Source organism: Modestobacter sp. SYSU DS0511 (assembly GCF_054050755.1).
Genome location: NZ_JBJGZY010000004.1, coordinates 109,523 through 128,130, shown reverse-complemented (window position 1 = coordinate 128,130; position 18,608 = coordinate 109,523). Strand labels below are relative to the sequence as shown.

General features: G+C 76.4%; 21 protein-coding genes and 1 riboswitch. Of the genes, 11 read left to right on the top strand and 10 right to left on the bottom strand.

What is annotated here, in order from left to right; translation table 11 throughout:
• Positions 1-61: 61 nt before the first annotated feature.
• Together cobO and ACI783_RS03665 are read right to left on the bottom strand one after the other, a co-directional pair.
• Entirely contained in the window at positions 62-676 is a 615-nt protein-coding gene (gene cobO / locus ACI783_RS03670) for a cob(I)yrinic acid a,c-diamide adenosyltransferase (RefSeq protein ID WP_457139170.1), read from the bottom strand.
• Entirely contained in the window at positions 676-2,742 is a 2,067-nt protein-coding gene (locus tag ACI783_RS03665; RefSeq protein WP_457139169.1) for a putative cobaltochelatase, read from the bottom strand. Before ACI783_RS03665 ends, cobO begins: the two co-directional genes overlap by 1 nt.
• A gap of 62 nt (positions 2,743-2,804) precedes the next feature.
• A riboswitch (cobalamin riboswitch) is annotated at positions 2,805-2,875 on the bottom strand.
• 103 nt (positions 2,876-2,978) lie between these two features.
• On the opposite strand from ACI783_RS03665, the gene ACI783_RS03660 reads away from it, so the two are divergent.
• The 6 genes from ACI783_RS03660 (at position 2,979) to ACI783_RS03635 (ending at position 6,776) form a co-directional block, all read left to right on the top strand.
• On the top strand, positions 2,979-3,422 hold the full coding sequence (locus ACI783_RS03660) for a hypothetical protein (RefSeq protein ID WP_457139168.1): 444 nt from the start codon (positions 2,979-2,981) through the stop codon (positions 3,420-3,422).
• A 29-nt stretch (positions 3,423-3,451) separates the two neighbouring features.
• On the top strand, positions 3,452-3,901 hold the full coding sequence (locus tag ACI783_RS03655) for a hypothetical protein (RefSeq protein WP_457139167.1): 450 nt from the start codon (positions 3,452-3,454) through the stop codon (positions 3,899-3,901).
• On the top strand, positions 3,898-4,191 hold the full coding sequence (locus tag ACI783_RS03650) for a transcriptional regulator (protein ID WP_457139166.1): 294 nt from the start codon (positions 3,898-3,900) through the stop codon (positions 4,189-4,191). Before ACI783_RS03655 ends, ACI783_RS03650 begins: the two co-directional genes overlap by 4 nt.
• 34 nt (positions 4,192-4,225) lie before the next feature.
• Complete coding sequence (locus tag ACI783_RS03645; RefSeq protein WP_457139165.1) at positions 4,226-5,290, top strand: AbrB family transcriptional regulator; 1,065 nt, start codon at positions 4,226-4,228, stop codon at positions 5,288-5,290.
• A gap of 64 nt (positions 5,291-5,354) precedes the next feature.
• Positions 5,355-6,419 carry an AI-2E family transporter gene (locus tag ACI783_RS03640; RefSeq protein WP_457139164.1) on the top strand — a complete coding sequence of 355 codons (1,065 nt, stop codon included), beginning with the start codon at positions 5,355-5,357 and terminating at the stop codon, positions 6,417-6,419.
• Between the two features lie 144 nt (positions 6,420-6,563).
• Positions 6,564-6,776, top strand: coding sequence for a hypothetical protein (locus ACI783_RS03635; protein ID WP_457080254.1), 213 nt, complete (start codon positions 6,564-6,566; stop codon positions 6,774-6,776).
• A gap of 3 nt (positions 6,777-6,779) precedes the next feature.
• Here ACI783_RS03635 and ACI783_RS03630 read toward each other — a convergent pair whose 3' ends face one another.
• A complete protein-coding gene (locus tag ACI783_RS03630; protein WP_457139163.1) occupies positions 6,780-7,277 on the bottom strand; it encodes a type II toxin-antitoxin system PemK/MazF family toxin in 498 nt (165 codons plus the stop codon).
• Between the two features lie 231 nt (positions 7,278-7,508).
• Here ACI783_RS03630 and ACI783_RS03625 point away from each other — a divergent pair, with 231 nt between their 5' ends.
• Complete coding sequence (locus ACI783_RS03625) at positions 7,509-7,706, top strand: hypothetical protein (RefSeq protein ID WP_457080258.1); 198 nt, start codon at positions 7,509-7,511, stop codon at positions 7,704-7,706.
• Between the two features lie 15 nt (positions 7,707-7,721).
• Here the strand turns inward: ACI783_RS03625 and ACI783_RS03620 are convergent, their stop codons facing one another.
• The gene (locus ACI783_RS03620) at positions 7,722-8,345 is read right to left on the bottom strand and encodes an MSMEG_1061 family FMN-dependent PPOX-type flavoprotein (RefSeq protein ID WP_457139162.1); all 624 of its coding nucleotides are present in this window, start codon (positions 8,343-8,345) and stop codon (positions 7,722-7,724) included.
• Positions 8,346-8,379: 34 nt separating this feature from the next.
• Between ACI783_RS03620 and ACI783_RS03615 the strand changes: the two genes are divergently transcribed.
• Entirely contained in the window at positions 8,380-8,772 is a 393-nt protein-coding gene (locus ACI783_RS03615) for an acyl-CoA thioesterase (protein WP_457139161.1), read from the top strand.
• Positions 8,773-8,850: 78 nt separating this feature from the next.
• On the opposite strand, the gene ACI783_RS03610 is transcribed toward ACI783_RS03615, so the two are convergent.
• The 5 genes from ACI783_RS03610 to ACI783_RS03590 form a co-directional block, all read right to left on the bottom strand.
• Complete coding sequence (locus ACI783_RS03610; RefSeq protein ID WP_457139160.1) at positions 8,851-10,350, bottom strand: cobyric acid synthase; 1,500 nt, start codon at positions 10,348-10,350, stop codon at positions 8,851-8,853.
• Positions 10,351-10,384: 34 nt separating this feature from the next.
• The gene (locus ACI783_RS03605; protein ID WP_457080264.1) at positions 10,385-11,050 is read right to left on the bottom strand and encodes a lysophospholipid acyltransferase family protein; all 666 of its coding nucleotides are present in this window, start codon (positions 11,048-11,050) and stop codon (positions 10,385-10,387) included.
• A gap of 120 nt (positions 11,051-11,170) precedes the next feature.
• On the bottom strand, positions 11,171-11,884 hold the full coding sequence (locus ACI783_RS03600) for a PAS and ANTAR domain-containing protein (protein WP_457139159.1): 714 nt from the start codon (positions 11,882-11,884) through the stop codon (positions 11,171-11,173).
• A gap of 219 nt (positions 11,885-12,103) precedes the next feature.
• Positions 12,104-13,552 (bottom strand): MocR-like transcription factor YczR, encoded by a 1,449-nt coding sequence (gene yczR / locus ACI783_RS03595; protein WP_457139158.1) that lies wholly within the window; start codon positions 13,550-13,552, stop codon positions 12,104-12,106.
• A 264-nt stretch (positions 13,553-13,816) separates the two neighbouring features.
• Positions 13,817-14,818 carry a cobalamin biosynthesis protein gene (locus ACI783_RS03590; RefSeq protein ID WP_457139157.1) on the bottom strand — a complete coding sequence of 334 codons (1,002 nt, stop codon included), beginning with the start codon at positions 14,816-14,818 and terminating at the stop codon, positions 13,817-13,819.
• Positions 14,819-14,863: 45 nt separating this feature from the next.
• Between ACI783_RS03590 and def the strand changes: the two genes are divergently transcribed.
• From def to cobM, 3 genes are all read left to right on the top strand, one after another.
• Positions 14,864-15,421, top strand: a complete 558-nt coding sequence (gene def / locus ACI783_RS03585) for a peptide deformylase (RefSeq protein ID WP_457139156.1) — start codon at positions 14,864-14,866, stop codon at positions 15,419-15,421.
• 79 nt (positions 15,422-15,500) lie between these two features.
• Complete coding sequence (gene cbiE, locus ACI783_RS03580; protein ID WP_457139155.1) at positions 15,501-16,709, top strand: precorrin-6y C5,15-methyltransferase (decarboxylating) subunit CbiE; 1,209 nt, start codon at positions 15,501-15,503, stop codon at positions 16,707-16,709.
• Positions 16,706-17,446, top strand: a complete 741-nt coding sequence (gene cobM / locus ACI783_RS03575; protein WP_457139154.1) for a precorrin-4 C(11)-methyltransferase — start codon at positions 16,706-16,708, stop codon at positions 17,444-17,446. Before cbiE ends, cobM begins: the two co-directional genes overlap by 4 nt.
• Here cobM and ACI783_RS03570 read toward each other — a convergent pair.
• Positions 17,443-18,525 carry a cobalt-precorrin-5B (C(1))-methyltransferase gene (locus tag ACI783_RS03570; protein WP_457139153.1) on the bottom strand — a complete coding sequence of 361 codons (1,083 nt, stop codon included), beginning with the start codon at positions 18,523-18,525 and terminating at the stop codon, positions 17,443-17,445. The genes cobM and ACI783_RS03570 overlap by 4 nt on opposite strands.
• Positions 18,526-18,608: the final 83 nt, after the last annotated feature.

Genomic DNA, 18,608 nt, shown 5'->3' with positions numbered 1-18,608 from the left:
CTCGACACGCCGTTCGGAGCGACCGTTCGCCGATGATCAACTCGGCAGGGGGTCGGGCGGGTCACCACTCGATCCCCCGTTGGCCCTTCTGGCCGGCGTCCATCGGGTGCTTGACCTTGGTCATCTCCACGACCAGGTCGGCGGCCTCGATCAGCGCCGGCGGGGCGTCGCGCCCGGTGATGACGACGTGCTGGCTGCCCGGGCGAGCGGACAACGTCGCAACCACGTCCTGGATGTCCACCCACCCCCACTTCAGCGGGTAGGTGAACTCGTCGAGCACGTAGAACCGGTGCGCCTCGGCGGCCAGGTCGCGCTTGATCTGCGCCCAGCCCTCGGCGGCGTCGGCGGCGTGGTCGGTCTCCGCGCCCTGCTTGCGCGACCACGACCAGCCCGCGCCCATCTTGTGCCAGACCACCGGGCCGCCCTCGCCGGTCTCGGCGTGCACCCGGCCCAGCGCGGTCAGCGCGTTCTCCTCGCCGACCTTCCACTTGGCGCTCTTGACGAACTGGTAGACCGCGATCGACCAGCCCTGGTTCCAGGCCCGCATCGCCATCCCGAAGGCGGCGGTGGACTTGCCCTTCATCTCGCCGGTGTGCACCGCCAGCAGCGGCCGGTTGCGCCGCTGCCGGGTGCTGAGTCCGTCCTGCGGCACGACCGCGACCTGTCCCTGCGGCATCAGGCTGCCCGCCTCTCCCGCACGGTGCCCGCGAGGTCGTCGGCGCCGAGCTCGTCGAGCTGCAGGGTCTCCGCGCCGAGCTGGAGCCCCAGGGACGCCGCCAGCCCGAGCCGCACCGGCCCCGACTCGCAGTCGACGACGACGCTCGCGACATCCGCTGCCGCGAGCAGCCCGGCGGCCCGGCGGGCGTCGCCGAGGTGGTCACCGCCGCGGGCGCCGGTGGCCCGGCCGTCGGTGACGACGACGAGCAGGGGGCGGCGCTGCGGGTCGCGCACCCGCTCCAGCCGCAGCGTGTCGTGGGCCTTGAGCAGCCCGGCGGCGAGCGGGGTGCGCCCGCCGGTGGGCAGGCCGGTCAGCCGGGCGGCGGCGGCCTCCACCGACCAGGTGGGCGGCAGGGCCAGCTCGGCCTCTCCGCCGCGGAAGGTGATCAGCCCGACCTTGTCCCGGCGCTGGTAGGCGTCCATCAGCAGCGAGAGGACGGCGCCCTTCACCGCGGCCATCCGGGAGCGGGCGCCCATCGAGCCGCTGGCGTCGACGACGAAGAGGACCAGGTTGCCCTCCCGGCCCTCGAGCGTGGCCTGGCGCAGGTCGTCGCGCTCGACCCGCAGCCCGGTGCCGCTGCGCCCACGGGCCCGCTGGTGGGGCGCGGCGGCCACGATCGTGTCGACCAGGTGCAGCTTGGTGACGCTGCCCTCGGGTCGCTTCGAGCCGACGACCCGGCCGCGCTCGCTGCGCGCCCGCGACCGCCGTCCCGCGGCGCCCGCGCCGATGCCGGGCACCTCCAGCCGGCGGGTGCGGAACGGGTCCGACGGCGCCACCGCAGCCTGCTCCGGCGCGGGGGCGGCGCCGGTGTGCCCGCCGCCCTCACCCCGCGGCGCCGTCGTCGGTGGTTGCTCGTCCGTGGCCCCGCCGTCCTGCGGACCCGGCGCCGACTCGCCTTCCCCGCCGCCAAAATGGCCATCTTGGCGATCGGGGGAGCCGTCGTCCGGGGGTGGGCCGCCGCCGTCGGTCGGGTCGGTGGGGGGCTCGGGGTCGTCGTCCGGCGGGGTGGGGTCGTCCGGGCGGGAGTCCTCCAGCGCCCGGTCGAGGGTCTCGTCGTCCAGGCCGGGGGCGTCGAAGGGGTTGCGGCGGCGGCGGTGCGGGAGGGCGAGCCGGGCGGCGACCCGGACGTCGTCCTCGGTGACGTCGGTGCGGCCGCACCACGCCGCGTGCGCGATCGCCGCCCGGGCGGTGACCAGGTCGGCGCGCAGCCCGTCGACGTCGAAGGCGGCGCAGACGCTGGTGACCTGGCGGAGTGCGGCGTCGCTCAGCACCACCCGGGGCAGCAGCGCGCGGGCGGCGGCGATCTGGTCGGCGAGTTCCCGCTCGGAAGCGGCCCAGGCGGCGGCGAAGGCGGCCGGGTCGGCGTCGTAGCCGAACCGCCGGCGGACCACCTCGGCGCGCAGGTCGGCGTCGCGCGGGGCGGCCACCTCGACGGTGAGCCCGAACCGGTCGAGCAGCTGCGGGCGGAGCTCGCCCTCCTCCGGGTTCATCGTGCCGACCAGCAGGAACCGGGCGGCGTGCCGCACCGAGACGCCCTCGCGCTCGACGTAGGCCCGGCCCATCGCGGCGGCGTCCAGCAGCAGGTCGACCAGGTGGTCGTGCAGCAGGTTGACCTCGTCGACGTAGAGCACGCCGCGGTTGGCCGCGGCCAGCAGCCCCGGCTCGAAGGACTTCACGCCCTCGGTGAGCGCGCGCTCCAGGTCGAGCGAGCCGACCAGGCGGTCCTCCGAGGCGCCCACCGGCAGCTCGACCAGCCGCGCGGGCCGGGTCTGCGCCGGTGAGTCGGAGGGGTGCGGGCCGTCGGGGCAGTCGGGGTCCGGGGCGGCGGGGTCGCAGGCGAAGCGGCAGCCGGCGACGACGTCGACCGGCGGCAGGACGGCGGCCAGGGCGCGCACCGTCGTCGACTTCGCCGTGCCCTTCTCGCCGCGCACCAGCACACCGCCGACGGCGGGGGAGACGGCGTTGAGCAGCAGGGCCAGTCGCATGTCGTCCATGCCGACGACGGCGCCGAAGGGATAGGTCATGAGCAGACCACGGGTCCTCTCCCCGGGTGTCCACGCCCGGAGGTGGCAGGAAGCGACGGCGGGAGTTCCTGACTCCCCGGTCGGGACCGGGTCACAGTGGCGGGACCGCGCCGGAGTCGCACCGGGCTTCCTCCACTGCCGTCGCAGTTGGCGCGCCATTCGACCACGCGCACCCCGGGTGGGGACAGGGGCGTGTCTCTTGACGAACTGGAAAGTGATACGCCACTCTTTCCGGTATGGAAAGCAACGGGATCGACCGCGACGCAGCGGTCGCTCAGCTCGCTGCGCTGCAGGCCGACCGCGCCGCGCTGGCCGACCGGGTGATGCAGCCGTGGTGGCACGACGTGGCGTCGGGGCTGCTGCTCTTCGGTCTCATGGCCTCCTACGTGATCGAGTCCTCCCGGGTGCGTGCCGTGGTGGTGCTCGTCCTCGCCCTCGGGCTCTGCTGGCTGGCGTGGAGCTACCAGCGCCGCACCGGCGTCTGGGTGTACCCGGACAGCCGGGCCTGGCTCACCTGGGTGCCGCTGGCCCTGGTCGTCGTCGTGCCGGCGTTCCTGCTGGCCGACCGCGGCCACCGATGGGCGATGCCCGTGGCCGGCGTCGTGCTCGGCGTCGCGCTCGCCGTGCTGAGCCGCCGGTGGACCCGGCGCTGGATCGCCGAGCTCCGGAGCGGGCGATGACCGGGGAGACGCCGCCAGGAGGCGAACCCGTGGCCGACCAGCAGGCCGCGATGGCGCAGCTGGCCGCCCTGCGGTCGGACCGGGCCGCGATGGCCGACCGGGCGATGCAGCCGTGGTGGTACGACGCGCTGCTCGGGCTGCTCGTGTTCGGACTGCTCGCCGTCCTGGCGGTGGGCAACCCGTTCCTGACGATCGCCGCCGCGGTGGCCTTCGGGTGCGGCCTCCGGTGGCTCATGGCGACCTACCAGCGGCTCACCGGGTTCTGGGTCAGCGGTCTGCGCCCCGGTCGCACCCGGAAGGTGATCACCGCGTGGTTCGTGCTCTACGCGTGCACGGTCGTGCCCGCGCTGGTGCTGGACCTGGTGTTCGACCTCCGGTGGCCGCTGGTGGCCGTGGGCGCCTTGCTCGGCGTGAGCATCGCGCTGATCAGCCGCTGGTGGACCCACATCTACATCGCCGAACTGCGCGGGCAGCCGTGACGGCCGTCGAGCCGCGGTTCGACGCGGTGGTGCACGCCCCGCCCCGGCTGCAGGTCTGCGGGCTGCTCGCCGCCGTCGACACGATGGAGTTCGCCGCCGTCCGCGACGCCGTGGGGGTCAGCGACTCGGTGCTCTCCAAGCACGTCAAGCAGCTGGAGGAGGCCGGGTACGTGCAGGTGCGGAAGGCGACGATCGCCTCCCGGCAGCGCACCAGCCTGGCGCTGACCAAGGCCGGCCGGGCCGCCTTCGACGCGCACGTCGCCGAGCTCCGCCGCATCGCCGGCCTCTGAAGGCCCGGACGGCCGCTGCGGCAGAGTGCACGGCGTGGATCGGGGACGACGGCGCCTGCTGGCCGACTGGGCGGTCGTCCTCCTCGCCGCGGTGCTGCTGGCGCTGGTCATGGACCGGCTCTCCGTCCCGTCCCCGGCGTTGTTCGGCGGGCTGGCCGCGGGCCTGGGCCGGGCGCTGGTCGGCCGCACCCAGCTCGTGCTGCCGCGGCCGGCGCTGACCGGGGCGCAGGCGCTGATCGGGGTCTCGGCCGGGGCGCTGGTGCAGCCGGAGACCCTCCGGGTCGTCGCCGACCACTGGCTGCCGGTGCTCTCGATCACCGTGGCGACCCTGCTGGTCAGCCTGGCCGCCGGGCAGCTGATGCGCCTCCAGCGCGGGATCAGCGCGGTCACCGGTGCCTTCGCGATGGTCGCCGGCGGGGCCTCCGGGATCACCGCGATGGCCCGCGACCTCGGCGCCGACGCCCAGCTGGTCGGGGTGCTGCAGTACCTGCGGGTGCTGGTGATCGTGGTGGCCATGCCGGTGGTGGCGACGGCGGTCTACGGCGCGGACGCCACCGGAGCACCGGCACCGGCCGACGACGGCCCGGGCTGGGCGGCCGGGCTGCTGTTCACCGCGGTCTGCGTTGCGGTGGGGCTGGTGCTGGGCCGCGTGGCCCGCATCCCGGTCGGCGCGCTGCTCGGGCCGCTGCTCGTCGCCGCGGTGCTGGACCTCACCGGGGTCGCGCAGGGCGCCGACGTGCCCGGGCCGGTGGAGTCGGCCGCGTTCCTGGCGATCGGGCTGCAGGTCGGCATCGGGCTGACCCGGCAGAGCCTGCGGGTGGTCGGCCGGGCGCTGCCGCTGGCGGTCGCGCTGATCGTCGGTGTCATCGTCGCCTGCGCCGGGCTCGGGCTGCTGCTGTCGGCGACGGCCGGCGTCAGCCGCCTGGAGGGCTACCTGGCGACCACCCCGGGCGGGCTCTACGCGGTGCTGGCCACCGCCAGCGGCAGCGGGGCGGATGCGACGTTCGTGCTCGCCGTCCAGGTGCTGCGCCTGTTCGTGATGCTCTTCACCGCGCCGCTGCTGGCCCGCTGGCTCCGGCGGGGACAGCCGCCGGCCTGACCGTCCGGTCGCGCGTTCCGCGGTCACCATGTGTCAGGCCGCGCTGAGGTGGCATCTCCTGGGCATGGCAGCCGACGAACCGCGAACCGACGCCGCGGCCCAGGCAGCTCCCGCCTGGCTGGTGCGCTCCGCCGCCGTCGGCGGCCGGGTGCTCGTGCTGGTGGTCCTCGGGTGGCTGCTGGCCGGGCTGGCCGGGCAGCTCACCCTGGTGCTCGTCGCCGTGCTCACGGGGCTGCTGATCGCGGGAGTCGCCGCGCCGGCGGTGTGCTGGGCGAGCGGCCGGGGCGTGCCGCGGTGGGTGTCCGCCGGTCTGGCCGTGCTGCTGCTCCTGGCGGTGCTGGCCGGCGTCGGGCTCGGCCTGGCCGCCCGCATCGCCGCTCAGCTGCCTCAGCTGCGCGACGCCCTGGACCGGCTCTCCACCGAGCTGTCGGACCGGTTCGGCGTCTCGGTGCCCTCCCTCGGTGAGCTCCTGGGCGGTGGCGGGCAGGGCGACGCCGGCGTGGGCGCGCTGGTCGGGCCGGCCCAGACCCTCCTGGAGGCCCTCCTGGGCGCCTTCCTCACCCTGGCGCTGGCGTTCCTGTTCCTGACCAGTGGCCCGGGCATGTGGCAGTGGCTGCTCGGCAAGTTCGGCGGCCGGCTCCGGGAGGACGTCGACGCCGGTGGCCGGGCGGCGTGGGGGACGGTGGGTGCCTACGTGCGCGGGCTGACGGTCGTGGCCCTGTTCGACGCGGTCGGCATCGGCCTCGGGCTGCTGCTGCTCGGCGTCCCGCTCGCGCTCACCCTGGCGGTGCTGCAGTTCGTCGGGTCCTACGTGCCCGCCATCGGGGCCTTCGTCGCCGGCGCGCTGGCCGTCGTGGTGGCCTACGGCGCGTCGGGGCTGGGCACCGCCGCGCTCGTGCTCGTGCTCGTCGTGGTCGTCCAGCAGCTGGGCAACGACGTGGTCGAGCCGTACGTGATGAAGAGCCGGCTGCCGATCAACGCCGCGGTGGTCCTCATCGCCGTGACGGCCGGCGGGCTCCTGTGGGGGATCGCGGGCGCGCTGCTCTTCGTGCCGCTGGTCGCGGCGGCCTCGGCGGCCGGCCACGAGGTCTGGGCGCGGCACGGATCACGGCCGATCGCCGGCGGTTGACCCCCGGCGCTGCGGGACGGGTCGTCCGTCCGTGCCTACCCTGGTCGGGGCCGCCCATCGGCGGGGCACAGGCACCGAGCGAGGGAGACCGCTCTGTCCGAGGACGACACGACCGCGACCGGCACCCCCGAGGACGGGGGTGCCGTGCTGCTGTTCGTCGGCGGGCCGCTCGACGGCCGGGTGGAGGTGCGCGAGGCGCGCCACGGCGACCCCCTGCCCACCGTCACCCACGTCCACCTGCACGGCGGGCCGAAGGTGGTGCACCGGTACGACCTGCAGAGCCTGCCCGGGGGCGCCGGCGTCTACCACCTGCGGCCACGCGTCCCCGTGCACGAGAGCGAGCCCTCGGCCGACTGACGGTCAGCGGCCGAGCCGGCGGCGGACCTCGGCGGCGACCTGGTCGAACCGGGCCCGGTCCAGGGTGGCCCCCTCCCGTCGGACGTCGCCGGCGGCCAGGCGCAGCACCCGGTCGACGCGCACCTCGCTGGGCCGGCCCCGCCGGTCCCAGGGGCCGCTGCCGATGTCGACCCAGTGCCGGCCGTGCCGGGCCTCGTCCGCGGCGTCCCGGTCGTGGTCCCTGCTGGTGAGCATCAGGCCCAGCAGCGCCTCGCCGTCCCGACCGACCACCAGCACCGGTCGGTCCTTGCCGCGGCCGTCGGCCTCCTCGAACGGGACCCAGGCCCAGACGATCTCCCCGGGATCGGGGCGACCGTCGTCCCGTGGCCGGTAGTCCAGCCTGACCGGCCCGTCGTGGTCGGTGGCCGCGCGTCGGGTGACCGGCCGTGCCGCCCGAGGGGGACCCGCCGTCCGCACCGCCGCCGTCAGCCGGCCCAGCACTCCGCGCCATCCCGTCGCCATGTCCGGACCGTAGGCGACCGGCCACGCGGCGTGCCGATCAGGGACACGCCGGTCGCGAACCGAAACCGCCGCGTCGGTCGTTCCCCGCGAACGACAGGGGTGTGATTCTTCCGACGAACGGTGCCTGTCCGGCAGCAGACGGGTCCCATCGTGGTTGGGACGACCAACGGTGGGCCACTACAGGACGACGCCGGTGACCACGGCCGCGAGTGGGGGAGAGAGGGGCATGCGATGAGCACAGCCCAGCCGGTGCAGCCGGTGAGCGTCGCCGGCCCGTCCACGGTCCGGGCCAGTGCCCTGGCCGCGTGGCAGCTGGTCGAGGACGCGCGCTACCGGCCCGAGCGCCGGGCCCGTGCCGACCGGATCCGGCTGCTGGCCCAGCGGGCGGTCGCCGCCCGCAGAGCCGAGCGGGAGGAGCTCGCCGGCTGACCCCGGGCGGCCGGGCTACAGCTCCTGGGCGAGCTCCGCGCGGATGGTCGCGTCGTCGGGCAGCGGGGTGTCCAGCCGGCAGTGCTCCCGCAGCACCTCACCGAACGGCGTCATCGTGGACCGGTCGACGTGCGTGCTCGGGTCCCAGAGCCCCGAGCGCATGACCGCCTTGCCGCACTGGAAGTAGGCGCGGGTCACCTCGATCACCAGCACCGACCGCGGCGCACGGCCGAACTCGGTGAGGTCGACGCCCAGGTCGTCGGGGCCCACCAGCGACGTCGTCCCGAAGACCTTGAGGGTCTCCTCGGCGCCGGGCACGAAGAACAGCAGCGCGGCCCGCGGGTTCCCGGTGAGGTTGCGCAGGCTGTCGACCCGGTTGTTGCCGGTGCGGTCGGGCAGCGCGAGGCGGTGCTCGTCGAGCACGTGCACGAAGCCCGGGTCGCCGCCGCGGGGGCTGATCTCCGGCCAGCCGTCGGCAGCGGCGGTGGCGAGCGTGGCGAACGGGGACAGCCCGATGAACGCCGCGCAGTGCCGGTCGATCCGGTCGATCTCCTTGTCCAGCACCAGCCGGCTGGGCGGGCGGTAGCCGGCGAGCACCTCCTGGTCGGAGCGCGCGGTCCCGGCGAGGCTGCTGTCCACGCCCCGACGGTAGCGGTCGGTAGCGTGGCCGCCCGTGCCCGAGGTCTGGAGTGCCCCCGTCCGCTTCGCCGAGTGCGACCGGCAGGGCGTCGTCTTCAACGGCCACTACCTGACCTGGGCCGACGAGGCGCTGGGCGCGTGGTGGCGGGCCGCCGGGGTCGACTGGACGGCGCTGAACGCGGCCGGCGTCGAGTACTACGTGCGGGCCAGCGCCCTGGAGTGGACGGCCCCGGTCCGGCACGGCGACGTGGTGGCCGTCGACGCCGACCTGGAGCGGCTGGGCACCACGAGCGTGACGCTGCGGTTCACCGTCCGGGTGGCCGGGCGCACGTGCTGCACCGTCCGGTCGACCTACGTGGTGACCACCGCCGGCCGGCCGGTGCCCTGGCCGGACGACGTGCGCGCGCTCCTCACGGCGCCCAGCTGACCGTGAGTTCTGCGATCTCGTGGCTCCCGAGCTGGGGAAGCCACGAGATCGCAGAACTCACGACGGCCGACGGAGCGGTCAGCGCGGGCCGGGACCGGACGGCAGCACCGGCAGGTCGGCCGGTGGGCCGGACTCGACCAGGCGCCAGAGCGCGTCGGTGTCGGCGTGGTCGGCGATCAGGTCGCCCAGCGCGTCCAGCCGGGCCTCGCGGACGGCGGCGAAGTCGGTGTCCGCCGCCGCGGTGAACCGGCGCCCGGCGAGCCCGGCGACCTCGGTGAGGAACGCCCGGCGGAACCCGTCGTTCTCCAGCGCGCCGTGCCACGTCGTCCCGAACACCGCCCCGGCCCGGGCGCCGTCCAGGAACGGCTCGGCGGTGCCGTCCACGGTGACCACGCCGTGGTGGATCTCGTACCCCCGCACGGGCTGGCCGAGCGCCGAGCCCACCGGGCGGGCCAGGGTCTTCTCCCGCGCGAAGCGCACCTCGGTGGGCAGCAGCCCGAGCCCGGGCACGACGCCGGCGCGCGACTCGACCTCGTCGGTGATGGTCCGGGCCAGCATCTGGTGGCCACCGCAGATGCCGAGCACCGGCCGGCCCTCGGCGGCCCGCCGGGAGACGGCGTCGGCGAGGCCGGTCTCGCGCAGCCAGCGCAGGTCGGCGACGGTGGACCGGGTCCCGGGCAGCACTACCAGGTCGGCGTCGGCGAGCTCCTCGGGACGGGTGGCGTAGCGCAGCAGCACGCCGGGCTCGGTGGCGAGCGCGTCCAGGTCGGTGAAGTTGGACAGCCGGGGCAGCCGGGCGACCGACACCCGCAGCACGTCCTCCCCGTGCGGCGGCAGCGCCGGGCCGCGGACCGCGTCGACCCCGAGGGAGTCCTCGACGTCCAGGTGCAGTCCGGTCTGCCACGGCAGCACACCGAGGGTCGGCCGGCCGGTGAGGTCGCGCAGCTGGTCCAGGCCGGGGGCGAGCAGCCGGGCGTCGCCGCGGAACTTGTTGACCAGGAAACCGGCGACCAGCCGCTGGTCGGCCGGCGGCATGAGGGCCACCGTGCCGTACAGCGCGGCGAAGACGCCGCCCCGGTCGATGTCGCCGACCACCACGACCGGCAGCTGCGCGGCGGTGGCCAGGCCCATGTTGGCGATGTCGTCGGCGCGCAGGTTGATCTCGGTGGGGGAGCCGGCGCCCTCGCAGACCACGACGTCGAACCGGGACCGGAGGTCGGCCAGGCAGGCCAGCGCCTGCTCGAGCAGGGCGGCCTTCATCGGCCGGTAGGACAGCGCCGTGACGTCGGCGACCGGCTTGCCCAGGACGACGACCTGGCTGGCGTTCTCCCCGCCCGGCTTGAGCAGCACCGGGTTCATCGCCGCCTCCGGCTCGACCCGGGCGGCCGCGGCCTGCATCACCTGCGCCCGACCGATCTCCGCGCCGTCGGCGGTGACCATGGAGTTGTTGCTCATGTTCTGCGCCTTGAACGGCGCGACCGACACGCCCTGGCGCACCAGCCAGCGGCAGATCCCGGCGGTGACCACGGACTTGCCGGCGTCGGAGGTGGTGCCGGCGACGAGCAGTGCGCCACTCATGGGGTCGCTCCGCGACCGGCCGTCCGGTGGCCCATCAGGCGGCGGTCGGCGTGGTGCCCCAGCCGGCCTTCTCCTGACCGGAGAGCTCGGCGATCGCCTCCATCACCCGGTCGGTGACCTCGCGGCGGGCCTTCGCCTTGCCCGCCATGCCGCGGTGCTCGGGGAAGGTCAGCGGCTCGCCGAAGGTGACCCGGATCCGGTGCGGGCGCGGCCAGCGCGCGTCGATCGGCTGCACCCGGTCGGTGCCGTGCACGGCGACCGGGACCACCGGGCAGTCGGCGGTGAGCGCCAGCCAGGCCACGCCGGTCTTGCCCCGCGCCAGCCGGCCGTCCCGGGACCGGGTGCCCTCGGGGTAGATGCCGAAGGCGCCGCCGGCGCGGAGCACCCCCATCGCGGTGTCCAGCGCGGCCTGCGCCGCCCGGGAGGCCTCGCGCTCCACCGGGAGCGCGCCCAGCGCGGTGAACAGCGTCCGGGTCAGCCAGCCCCCGATGCCCGAACCGCGCCAGTACTCGGCCTTGGCCAGGTAGCCGACCCGGCGGGGGGCCATCAGCGGGATGACGATGCTGTCGATGAACGAGAGGTGGTTGCTGGCCAGGATGACGGGCCCGGTGGCCGGCACGTTCTCCCGGCCGACGACGGTGGGCCGGAAGGCCACGAGGAACAGCGGCCGCAGCACGAACCGGGCGAACAGGTAGAACACGCGCCGGCCTCCCCTCGCTCGTCCCGCACCCGGACCGGGCTCCGGTGCCGGGCGGTCCCGGCATCTTCTCCGACGGGCGCCGGGGCGGGACGAGCGGGGGCCGACGGAACGGCTGCCGGGTCAGACGCTGCGGTCGGGCGGGCAGGCGTCGTGCAGGATCTCGCGGACGTCGGCGGGCAGGGGGCGGCGGCCGCTGGCCGAGTCGATGATCGACGCCGCGACGTCGCGCACCTTCCGGTGGGTGTGGCTGGAGATGTGCGCGAGCAGGTCGAAGGCGACCTGGTCGCCGCAGCGCATCAGCAGCATCAGGATGCCCTTGGCCTGCTCGATGGCCGCCCGGCTGGCCATGGCGGTGCGCAGCTGCTCGACCTCGGTCTCCAGCCGGTGCACTTGGTCGGCGGGGGCCGCGGCCGGCGGGCGGGCGCGCTCCTCGGTCAGGTCGACGAGCAGGCCGGCGAGCGCGACGACCCTGCCCGACCCGTCGGTCTCCGGCTCGCAGACCAGCAGGACGCAGCGCACCTGCCCGTCGGGACGGACCAGCCGGTGCTCACGGGTGAACGGGGCGCCCGTGGTGCTGGCGACGCCCAGCGCCGTCCGGACGGCCGGGCGGTCGTCGGGGTGCACCTGCGAGAGCAGCAGCTGGGCCGACGGCGCGACGGCGGCCGGGTCCAGCCCCTGCAGGGCGACGAGCTCGGGCGAGCACGACCACTGCCCGGTGACCAGGTCGCCGCGGAAGCGCCCGGTCAGCCGGCCGGTGGAGGCGCGGAGGTGCTCCCCGACCGAGCGGGCAGCGGGGATCGTGCTGTGGGTGGCGGTCGTGGTGGAGGAGGGCATTGACTCGACCGATCTCGACAGTGCACCTGGGTCCTGCCGGTGGGACCCTCCGCGCGCCGTGCTCTCGACGGGGGAGCGCCCATCGCCCCGGTGGGCGACCACGCTGGGAAGTTACCGAGCCGAGGCGTTCCGCGCACGGGGACCCGGGGCGGCGTGGTCCAGCACCCCGGTGCCGTCGTGACCAGGCGTGATGGTGCCGCGACGGTCCGGCGGCGGACGTCAGACGACGGTGCGCGGCGCCGGCGTCCGGCCGCGCTCACTGCGCAGCTCACCGGCGAGCCCGGCCAGCACGTCGACGGCGGTGCGCAGCTGCTCGGCCGGCCGGGTGAAGGGGAGCCGGAGGTGGTCGTCGAAGGCATGGCCGGTGCCGAAGACCCGACCCTCGGCCAGCAGCACCCCTCGCGGTGCGGCGGCGGCCGCCAGCGCGGCGGAGCTGAGCCCGGGCGGCAGGGCGCACCACACCGACAGCCCGCCGCCCGGTGGGTGCACCCGCCACTCCGGCAGCTGCTCGGCGAGGGCGGTCAGCAGTGCGGCCCGCTGGGCGCGCAGCTGCTCGCGGCGCTCGACGAGCACGGCGTCCAGGTCGCGCACCAGCACGGTGGCGGCCAGCTGGTCGAGCAGGCCCACGGAGAGCTGCCGGCGGGCGAACACCCCGGCCAGCCGGGCGGCCAGTGCGGCGTCGGTGCGCAACCAGCCGATCCGCAGCCCGCCCCACACCGCCTTGGCCAGTCCGCCGAGGGTGACCGTGGCGGCGTCGGGCAGCCCGGCGGCGTACGGCGGCAGCGGGCCGTCGTCCAGGTACAGCTCGGCGCACACCTCGTCGACGACGGTGAGCACTCCCTGCTGCCAGAGCGTGGCGGCCAGCCGGCGCCGCCCGGCCGCCGACATCCGCGCGCCCGTGGGGTTGGTGAAGTCCGGCATCAGGTAGGCCAGCCGCGGACCGCTCTGCCGGACCGCCAGGTGCGCGGCCTCGACCAGCGCGTCGGGGTGCTCCGCGTCCACCGCCACCGGCACCAGCCGGGCGCCGGCGCCCTCGACGACCCGCAGCGCACCGGGGTAGCTGGGGTGCTCGACCAGCACCCGGTCGCCGGGCTCCAGCAGCGCCTCGGCGACGACGGCGGCGGCGTCGCCCACCCCGGCGGTGACCACGATCTGCTCCGGGTCGGTGGGCAGCCCGCGCTCGGTGAACCGCTCGGCGATCGCCGTCCGCAGCTCGGGCAGCCCGCCGGGGGCGTAGCCGTGCCCGGCGGTGAGCGCGGGCAGCTGCTCCAGCGCCGCCCGGTAGGCGGGCTCGAGCTGGGAGGTCGCGGCGGGCGCGGCGTGGGCGAGGTCGATGTGCCCGGGAGCGTCGGTGGGTAGCCAGTCGCCGGCCGGGGCGCCGCCGGGTGGCTCCAGGACGGTGCCCGAGCCGTGCCGGGTCCGCGCCCAGCCCTCCTCGCGCAGCACCCGGTAGGCCGAGGCGACGGTGACCCGGCTGGTGGCCAACGCGGTGGCCAGGTCGCGTTCGGCGGGCAGCCGCGTCCCGGGTGCGAGCCGGCCCGCGTCGACCAGTTCCCGGATCCGCCGGGCCAGCCCGGCGTACCGGGGCGTCGGCAGGGTGGTGACCGCCCCGACCAGGGTGGCCAACTCCTGCGCCGGAGTGGACTGCTCAACGACCCCGGGTGGCATGGCGCCACCGTGCCGGATTGGACCGCTTTCCACCAGCCCGGAGGGTGCCACTGTCCAGCCCATGAGCCCTGCTGGCGGAATGACCGTCCTGATCGTCCTGTTCCTGGCGCTGGGTGTGCTGGCCGGGCACACCCTGCTGGTCACGCTGCGCGGCGGCCTCGGGCCCGCCGACCCGCCGGCCAGCCACCCGAACGTCGACCCGGCCGGTTTCCCGGTGCCGCCGGAGCCGCGGGGGGTGCTGCCCCGGCACCCGGCGCAACCGCGTCAGGCGCGCGGTCCACGGCGGAGCCGGCTGGTGTCACGGCGGAGCCGGCTGGTGTCACGGCGGAGCCGGGCGGTGACGGCCAGGCTCGCGGCGGCCAGCCACACCGTCCGGGACAGGCGCGCCGCGCGGCGGATGTCCGGGCGGACCGGCGGCTGACCGTCGCCGAGCGGCGGTCGCTCCTCGACCCGGCTGCCGTACACGTTGCGGCCGCCCAGCCGCAGGCCCAGGGCCCCGGCCAGGGCGGCCTCGCAGCGCCCGGCGTTCGGGCTGGGGTGGGCGGCGCCGTCCCGGCGCCAGGCGCGCCACGCGCCGGCGGCCGACCCGCCGGTGAGCGGCGCGGCCGCCACCGTCAGGGCAGCGGTGAGCCGGGCCGGCACCCAGTTGAGGACGTCGTCCAGCCGGGCCGACGCCCAGCCGAAGCGCTCGTACCGGGCCGACCGGTACCCGACCATCGCGTCCAGGGTGTTGGCCGCGCGGTAGCCGAGCAGCCCCGGCAGCCCGGCCACCGCGCCCCAGAACAGCGGCGCGACGGCGGCGTCGGAGGTGTTCTCCGCGACCGACTCCACCGTGGCCCGGACCAGCTCCGCCTCGCCCAGCGCGCTCGGGTCCCGGCCGGCCAGGGTGGGCAGGTGCCCGCGCGCCGCGGCCAGGTCACCGGCGTCGAGGTGGCCCGCCATCGTGGCCGCTGCCCGGTCCAGCGAGGTGCCGCCGAGCACCGCCCAGGTGGCCAGTGCGGTCACCGCCGTCCGGGCGGCCGGGGAGGCGGCGGTGCCCCGGGCCAGGGCGGCGCCCAGCGCGGTCGCCGTCCCGACGCACGCGGCGGTGTAGGTGATGCCCGTGGCCCGGCCGTCGCGCCAGACGCGGCGCTCCAGCGCGCCTGCCGCGCGGCCGAAACCGGCGACCGGGTGGAACCGCCGCGGGTCGGCGAGCAGCAGATCGGCCGCGGCGCCCAGCGCCAGCCCCGCGGCGGTCGCGCGGCGGAGGGCGGAGGGGCTGGACATCGCGGCCACTGTAGGGAACCGGGGCATTCCCTAGGATCGACGGTCATGCGCCTGCCCGGCCGTTACGACGGCGTCGCCCGGCCGATCGTCACCTACGGCAGCAACCCCGTGCTGCACCGTCCCTGCGCCCCGGTCACCGTCTTCGACCGGGCGCTGCGGCACCTGGTGCTGGACATGTTCGCCAGCATGCAGGCCGCGGACGGGGTGGGGCTGGCGGCCAACCAGATCGGCGTCGACGCGCGGGTGTTCGTCATCGACTGCCCGGACGCCGACGAGGAGGACGTCGTCGGTTACGTGGTCAACCCGGAGCTGACGATCCTGGGTCCGGTCGGCGACGAGCCGGCGACGGAGACCACCCCGGAGGGCTGCCTGTCGGTGCCCGGCCCGTACGCCGACCTGCCGCGGGCCTTCCGGGCGCGGGTGGACGGCGTCGACGTCCACGGCGGCCCCGTCTCGATCGAGGCGACCGGGATGGCCGCGCGCTGCCTGCAGCACGAGGTCGACCACCTCAACGGCACCGTCTACGTCGACCTGCTGCCCGAGGAGCTGCGCGAGCGGCTGCTGGCCGAGGCCGCGGGCCCGGAGGGCGAGCTCCCCGCGTGACGACGGCCGAGAGAGCGTCGCAGGGAGCGCCAGCGACCGAGGAGCGGATCGAGGCCGGAGTCACGCCAGTGGGCGCCGCGTGAGCTGGCGGGTCACCGTGGTCGGGGTCGGCGCCGACGGCTGGGACGGGCTCTCCCCGGCCGCGCAGCGCGCGATCACGGGCGCCGAGGTGCTGCGCGGCAGTGCGCGCCAGCTCGACCTCGTCCCGCCGGCGGTCGACGCGGACCGGGTGCCCTGGCCCTCGCCGATGACGCCCGCGCTGGCCGGGCTGCCGCGCGCACACCCGGGGCGCCGGGTCGTCGTGCTGGCCAGCGGTGACCCGATGCTCTCCGGCGTCGGCACCTCGCTGGTCCGGCTGTTCGGCGCCGACGCCGTCGACGTGGTGCCGCACCCGTCGTCGGTGACCCTGGCCTGCGCCCGGCTGGGCTGGGCGGTGGAGGAGACCACGGTCGTCACCGTCGTCGGCCGCCCGGTCTCGTCGGTCCTCCCGCACGCGACCCCCGGACGGCGGCTGCTGGTGCTGGGCTCGGACACCCGGACGCCGGCGGACCTCGCCGCCCTGCTCACCGGGGCGGGGTACGGCGCCAGCCGGCTCACGGCCCTCGCCCAGCTCGGTGGCCCCGCCGAGCGGCGCTTCACCGGCACCGCCGCCGGGTGGCCGCACCCGCAGACCGACCCGCTGGTGCTCACCGCCGTCGAGGTGGCCGCCGACCCGGGCACCGTGCCGCTGCCGACCGTGCCGGGCCTGCCCGACGACGTCTACGAGTCCGACGGGCAGCTGAGCAAGCGCGACGTCCGGGCGGTCACGCTGGCGCGGCTGGCCCCGCTGCCCGGCCAGCTGATGTGGGACGTCGGGGCCGGCGCCGGGTCGATCGGCATCGAGTGGATGCGCGTGCACCCGACCTGCCGGGCCGTCGCCGTGGAGGCCGAGCCCGCCCGGGCCGACCGGGTGGTGCGGAACGCGGCGCGGCTCGGCGTCCCCGACCTGCAGGTGGTGCGCGGCCGGGCACCGGAGGCGCTGGCCGGGCTGCCGGACCCCGACGCCGTCTTCGTCGGCGGCGGGGCCACCGTGCCCGGCGTGCTGGACGACTGCTGGGCGGCGCTGCGGCCGGGCGGCCGGCTGGTGGTGAACGCGGTGACCCTGGAGAGCGAGGCGCTGGTGGCCCAGTGGCGGGTCCGGGTCGGTGGGGAGCTGACCCGGCTGTCGGTGGCGCAGGCGGCTCCGGTCGGCGGCTTCACCACCCTCCGCCCTGCCCTCCCCGTGACGATCTGGAGCGGAACCCGATGACCGTGCACTTCATCGGCGCAGGGCCGGGCGCGGCCGATCTGGTCACCGTGCGGGCGGCCCGGATCATCGCGTCGGCCCCGGTGTGCCTGTACGCCGGCGCGCTGGTGCCGCGCGAGCTGCTGGACACCGCGCCGGCCGGCGCCCGGCTGGTCGACACCGCCGACCTGGACCTCGACCAGATCACCGCCGAGCTGGTCACCGCGCACGAGGCGGGGCTCGACGTCGCCCGGCTGCACTCCGGCGACCCGTCGGTGTACAGCGCGATGGCCGAGCAGATGCGCCGGCTGGACGCCGCCGGGGTGCCCTACGACGTCGTCCCGGGCGTGCCGGCGTTCGCGGCGGCGGCGGCCAGCCTGAAGCGGGAGCTGACCGTGCCGGGGGTGGCGCAGACCGTCGTCCTCACCCGGACGTCGGCCCGCTCGACGCCGATGCCGCCGGGCGAGGAGCTGGCCGCCTACGCCGCGACCGGCGCGACGCTGGTGCTGCACCTGGCCGTGCAGCGCATCGACGAGCTCGCCCCCGAGCTGGCCGCCCACTACGGCGCCGACTGCCCGGTCGCGGTGGTGGCGAAGGCCAGCCGGGACGACGAGCTCACCCTGCGCGGCACGCTCGCCGACATCGCGCAGCAGGTCACCGACGCCGGGGTGCGGCGCACCGCCGTCGTGATCGTCGGCCGGGTGCTCGCGGCCGGCGAGTTCCCCGACAGCCACCTCTACTCGACGACGCGATGCCGTTAACCGCGCCCCACGATCACGCCGGCGCGGTCGATCACCACGACGTCGACCTGCACCGGAGCGCCGAGCAGCACGCCCTCCGCCGTCCGGCGGGCGCCGGTGGCGACGAGGTCGCCCAGCGGCAGCCCGGCGGCCTGGCACTGCCGGAGTGCGTCCAGCGCGGTGTTCGCCGCGCGCACGCCCTCGACCAGCTCCGGCGCGGCCCCGGCGTCGGCCACCAGCTGGGCCAGCGCGGTGAACGACACCTGCGAGCGGGCCGAGTGCAGGTCCAGGTGCCCCTCGGCCAGCTTGGCGAGCTTGCCGATGCCGCCGGCCACGGTCAGCCGCGGCACCGGGTGGCGGCGCAGGTACTTCAGCACCGCGCCGGCGAAGTCGCCCATGTCCAGCAGCGCGTCCTCGGGCAGCCCGTACAGCTCCTGCGCGACCCGCTCGCTGGTCGACCCGGTGCAGCCGGCCACGTGCTCCCGCCCGGCGGCGCGGGCGACGTCGATGCCGCGGCGGATCGAGTCGATCCACGACGAGCACGAGTACGGGACGACGACGCCGGTGGTGCCCAGCACCGACAGCCCGCCGAGGATCCCCAGCCGCGGGTTCCAGGTCCGCCGCGCGAGCTCGGCGCCGTTCTCGATGGAGACCTCGACGACGACGTCACCGGTGCCGCCGTGCTCCCGCGCCACCGCGGCCACGTGCTCGCGGATGAACTGGCGCGGCATCGGGTTGATCGCCGGCTCGCCCACCGCCAGCGGCAGCCCGGGCTTGGTCACCGTGCCCACGCCCTCCCCGGCGCGGAAGAGCACCCCGCTGCCCGGCTCGCCGTGGGCGACCCGCGCCGACACCAGGGCGCCGTGGGTGACGTCGGGGTCGTCGCCGGCGTCCTTCACCACGGCCGCCCAGGCGCTGCCCGGTGCCAGGGACTCGCGGGCCAGCGCGAAGGCCGGGTGCCGGTCGTTGGGCAGGTCGATCTGCACCGGGTCGGGGAACTCGCCGGTGAGCAGCGCGGTGTAGGCGGCGGTGGTGGCCGCGGTCGCGCAGGCGCCCGTCGTCCAGCCGTGCCGCAGCCCGCTGGCACCGTCCCTGCTCACGGGCACATGGTGCACCGCCACCGAGTGCCGACCTGCCGACGCCTCGCCCGCGGGGCAGGCGTCGACTGCTCGACACTCGGCGA

Excerpts from the sequence above, each read along its gene's own strand:
- cobO (WP_457139170.1), bottom strand. The coding sequence starts at position 676 with ATGCCGCAGGGACAGGTCGCGGTCGTGCCGCAGGACGGACTCAGCACC.
- ACI783_RS03625 (WP_457080258.1), top strand. The coding sequence starts at position 7,509 with ATGAGCACAGCCCAGCCGGTGCAGCCGGTGAGCGTCGCCGGCCCGTCC.
- ACI783_RS03640 (WP_457139164.1), top strand. The coding sequence starts at position 5,355 with ATGGCAGCCGACGAACCGCGAACCGACGCCGCGGCCCAGGCAGCTCCC.
- def (WP_457139156.1), top strand. The coding sequence starts at position 14,864 with ATGCGCCTGCCCGGCCGTTACGACGGCGTCGCCCGGCCGATCGTCACC.
- ACI783_RS03610 (WP_457139160.1), bottom strand. The coding sequence starts at position 10,350 with ATGAGTGGCGCACTGCTCGTCGCCGGCACCACCTCCGACGCCGGCAAG.
- ACI783_RS03665 (WP_457139169.1), bottom strand. The coding sequence starts at position 2,742 with ATGACCTATCCCTTCGGCGCCGTCGTCGGCATGGACGACATGCGACTG.
- cobM (WP_457139154.1), top strand. The coding sequence starts at position 16,706 with ATGACCGTGCACTTCATCGGCGCAGGGCCGGGCGCGGCCGATCTGGTC.
- ACI783_RS03600 (WP_457139159.1), bottom strand. The coding sequence starts at position 11,884 with ATGCCCTCCTCCACCACGACCGCCACCCACAGCACGATCCCCGCTGCC.
- yczR (WP_457139158.1), bottom strand. The coding sequence starts at position 13,552 with ATGCCACCCGGGGTCGTTGAGCAGTCCACTCCGGCGCAGGAGTTGGCC.
- ACI783_RS03630 (WP_457139163.1), bottom strand. The coding sequence starts at position 7,277 with ATGGCGACGGGATGGCGCGGAGTGCTGGGCCGGCTGACGGCGGCGGTG.
- ACI783_RS03660 (WP_457139168.1), top strand. The coding sequence starts at position 2,979 with ATGGAAAGCAACGGGATCGACCGCGACGCAGCGGTCGCTCAGCTCGCT.
- ACI783_RS03590 (WP_457139157.1), bottom strand. The coding sequence starts at position 14,818 with ATGTCCAGCCCCTCCGCCCTCCGCCGCGCGACCGCCGCGGGGCTGGCG.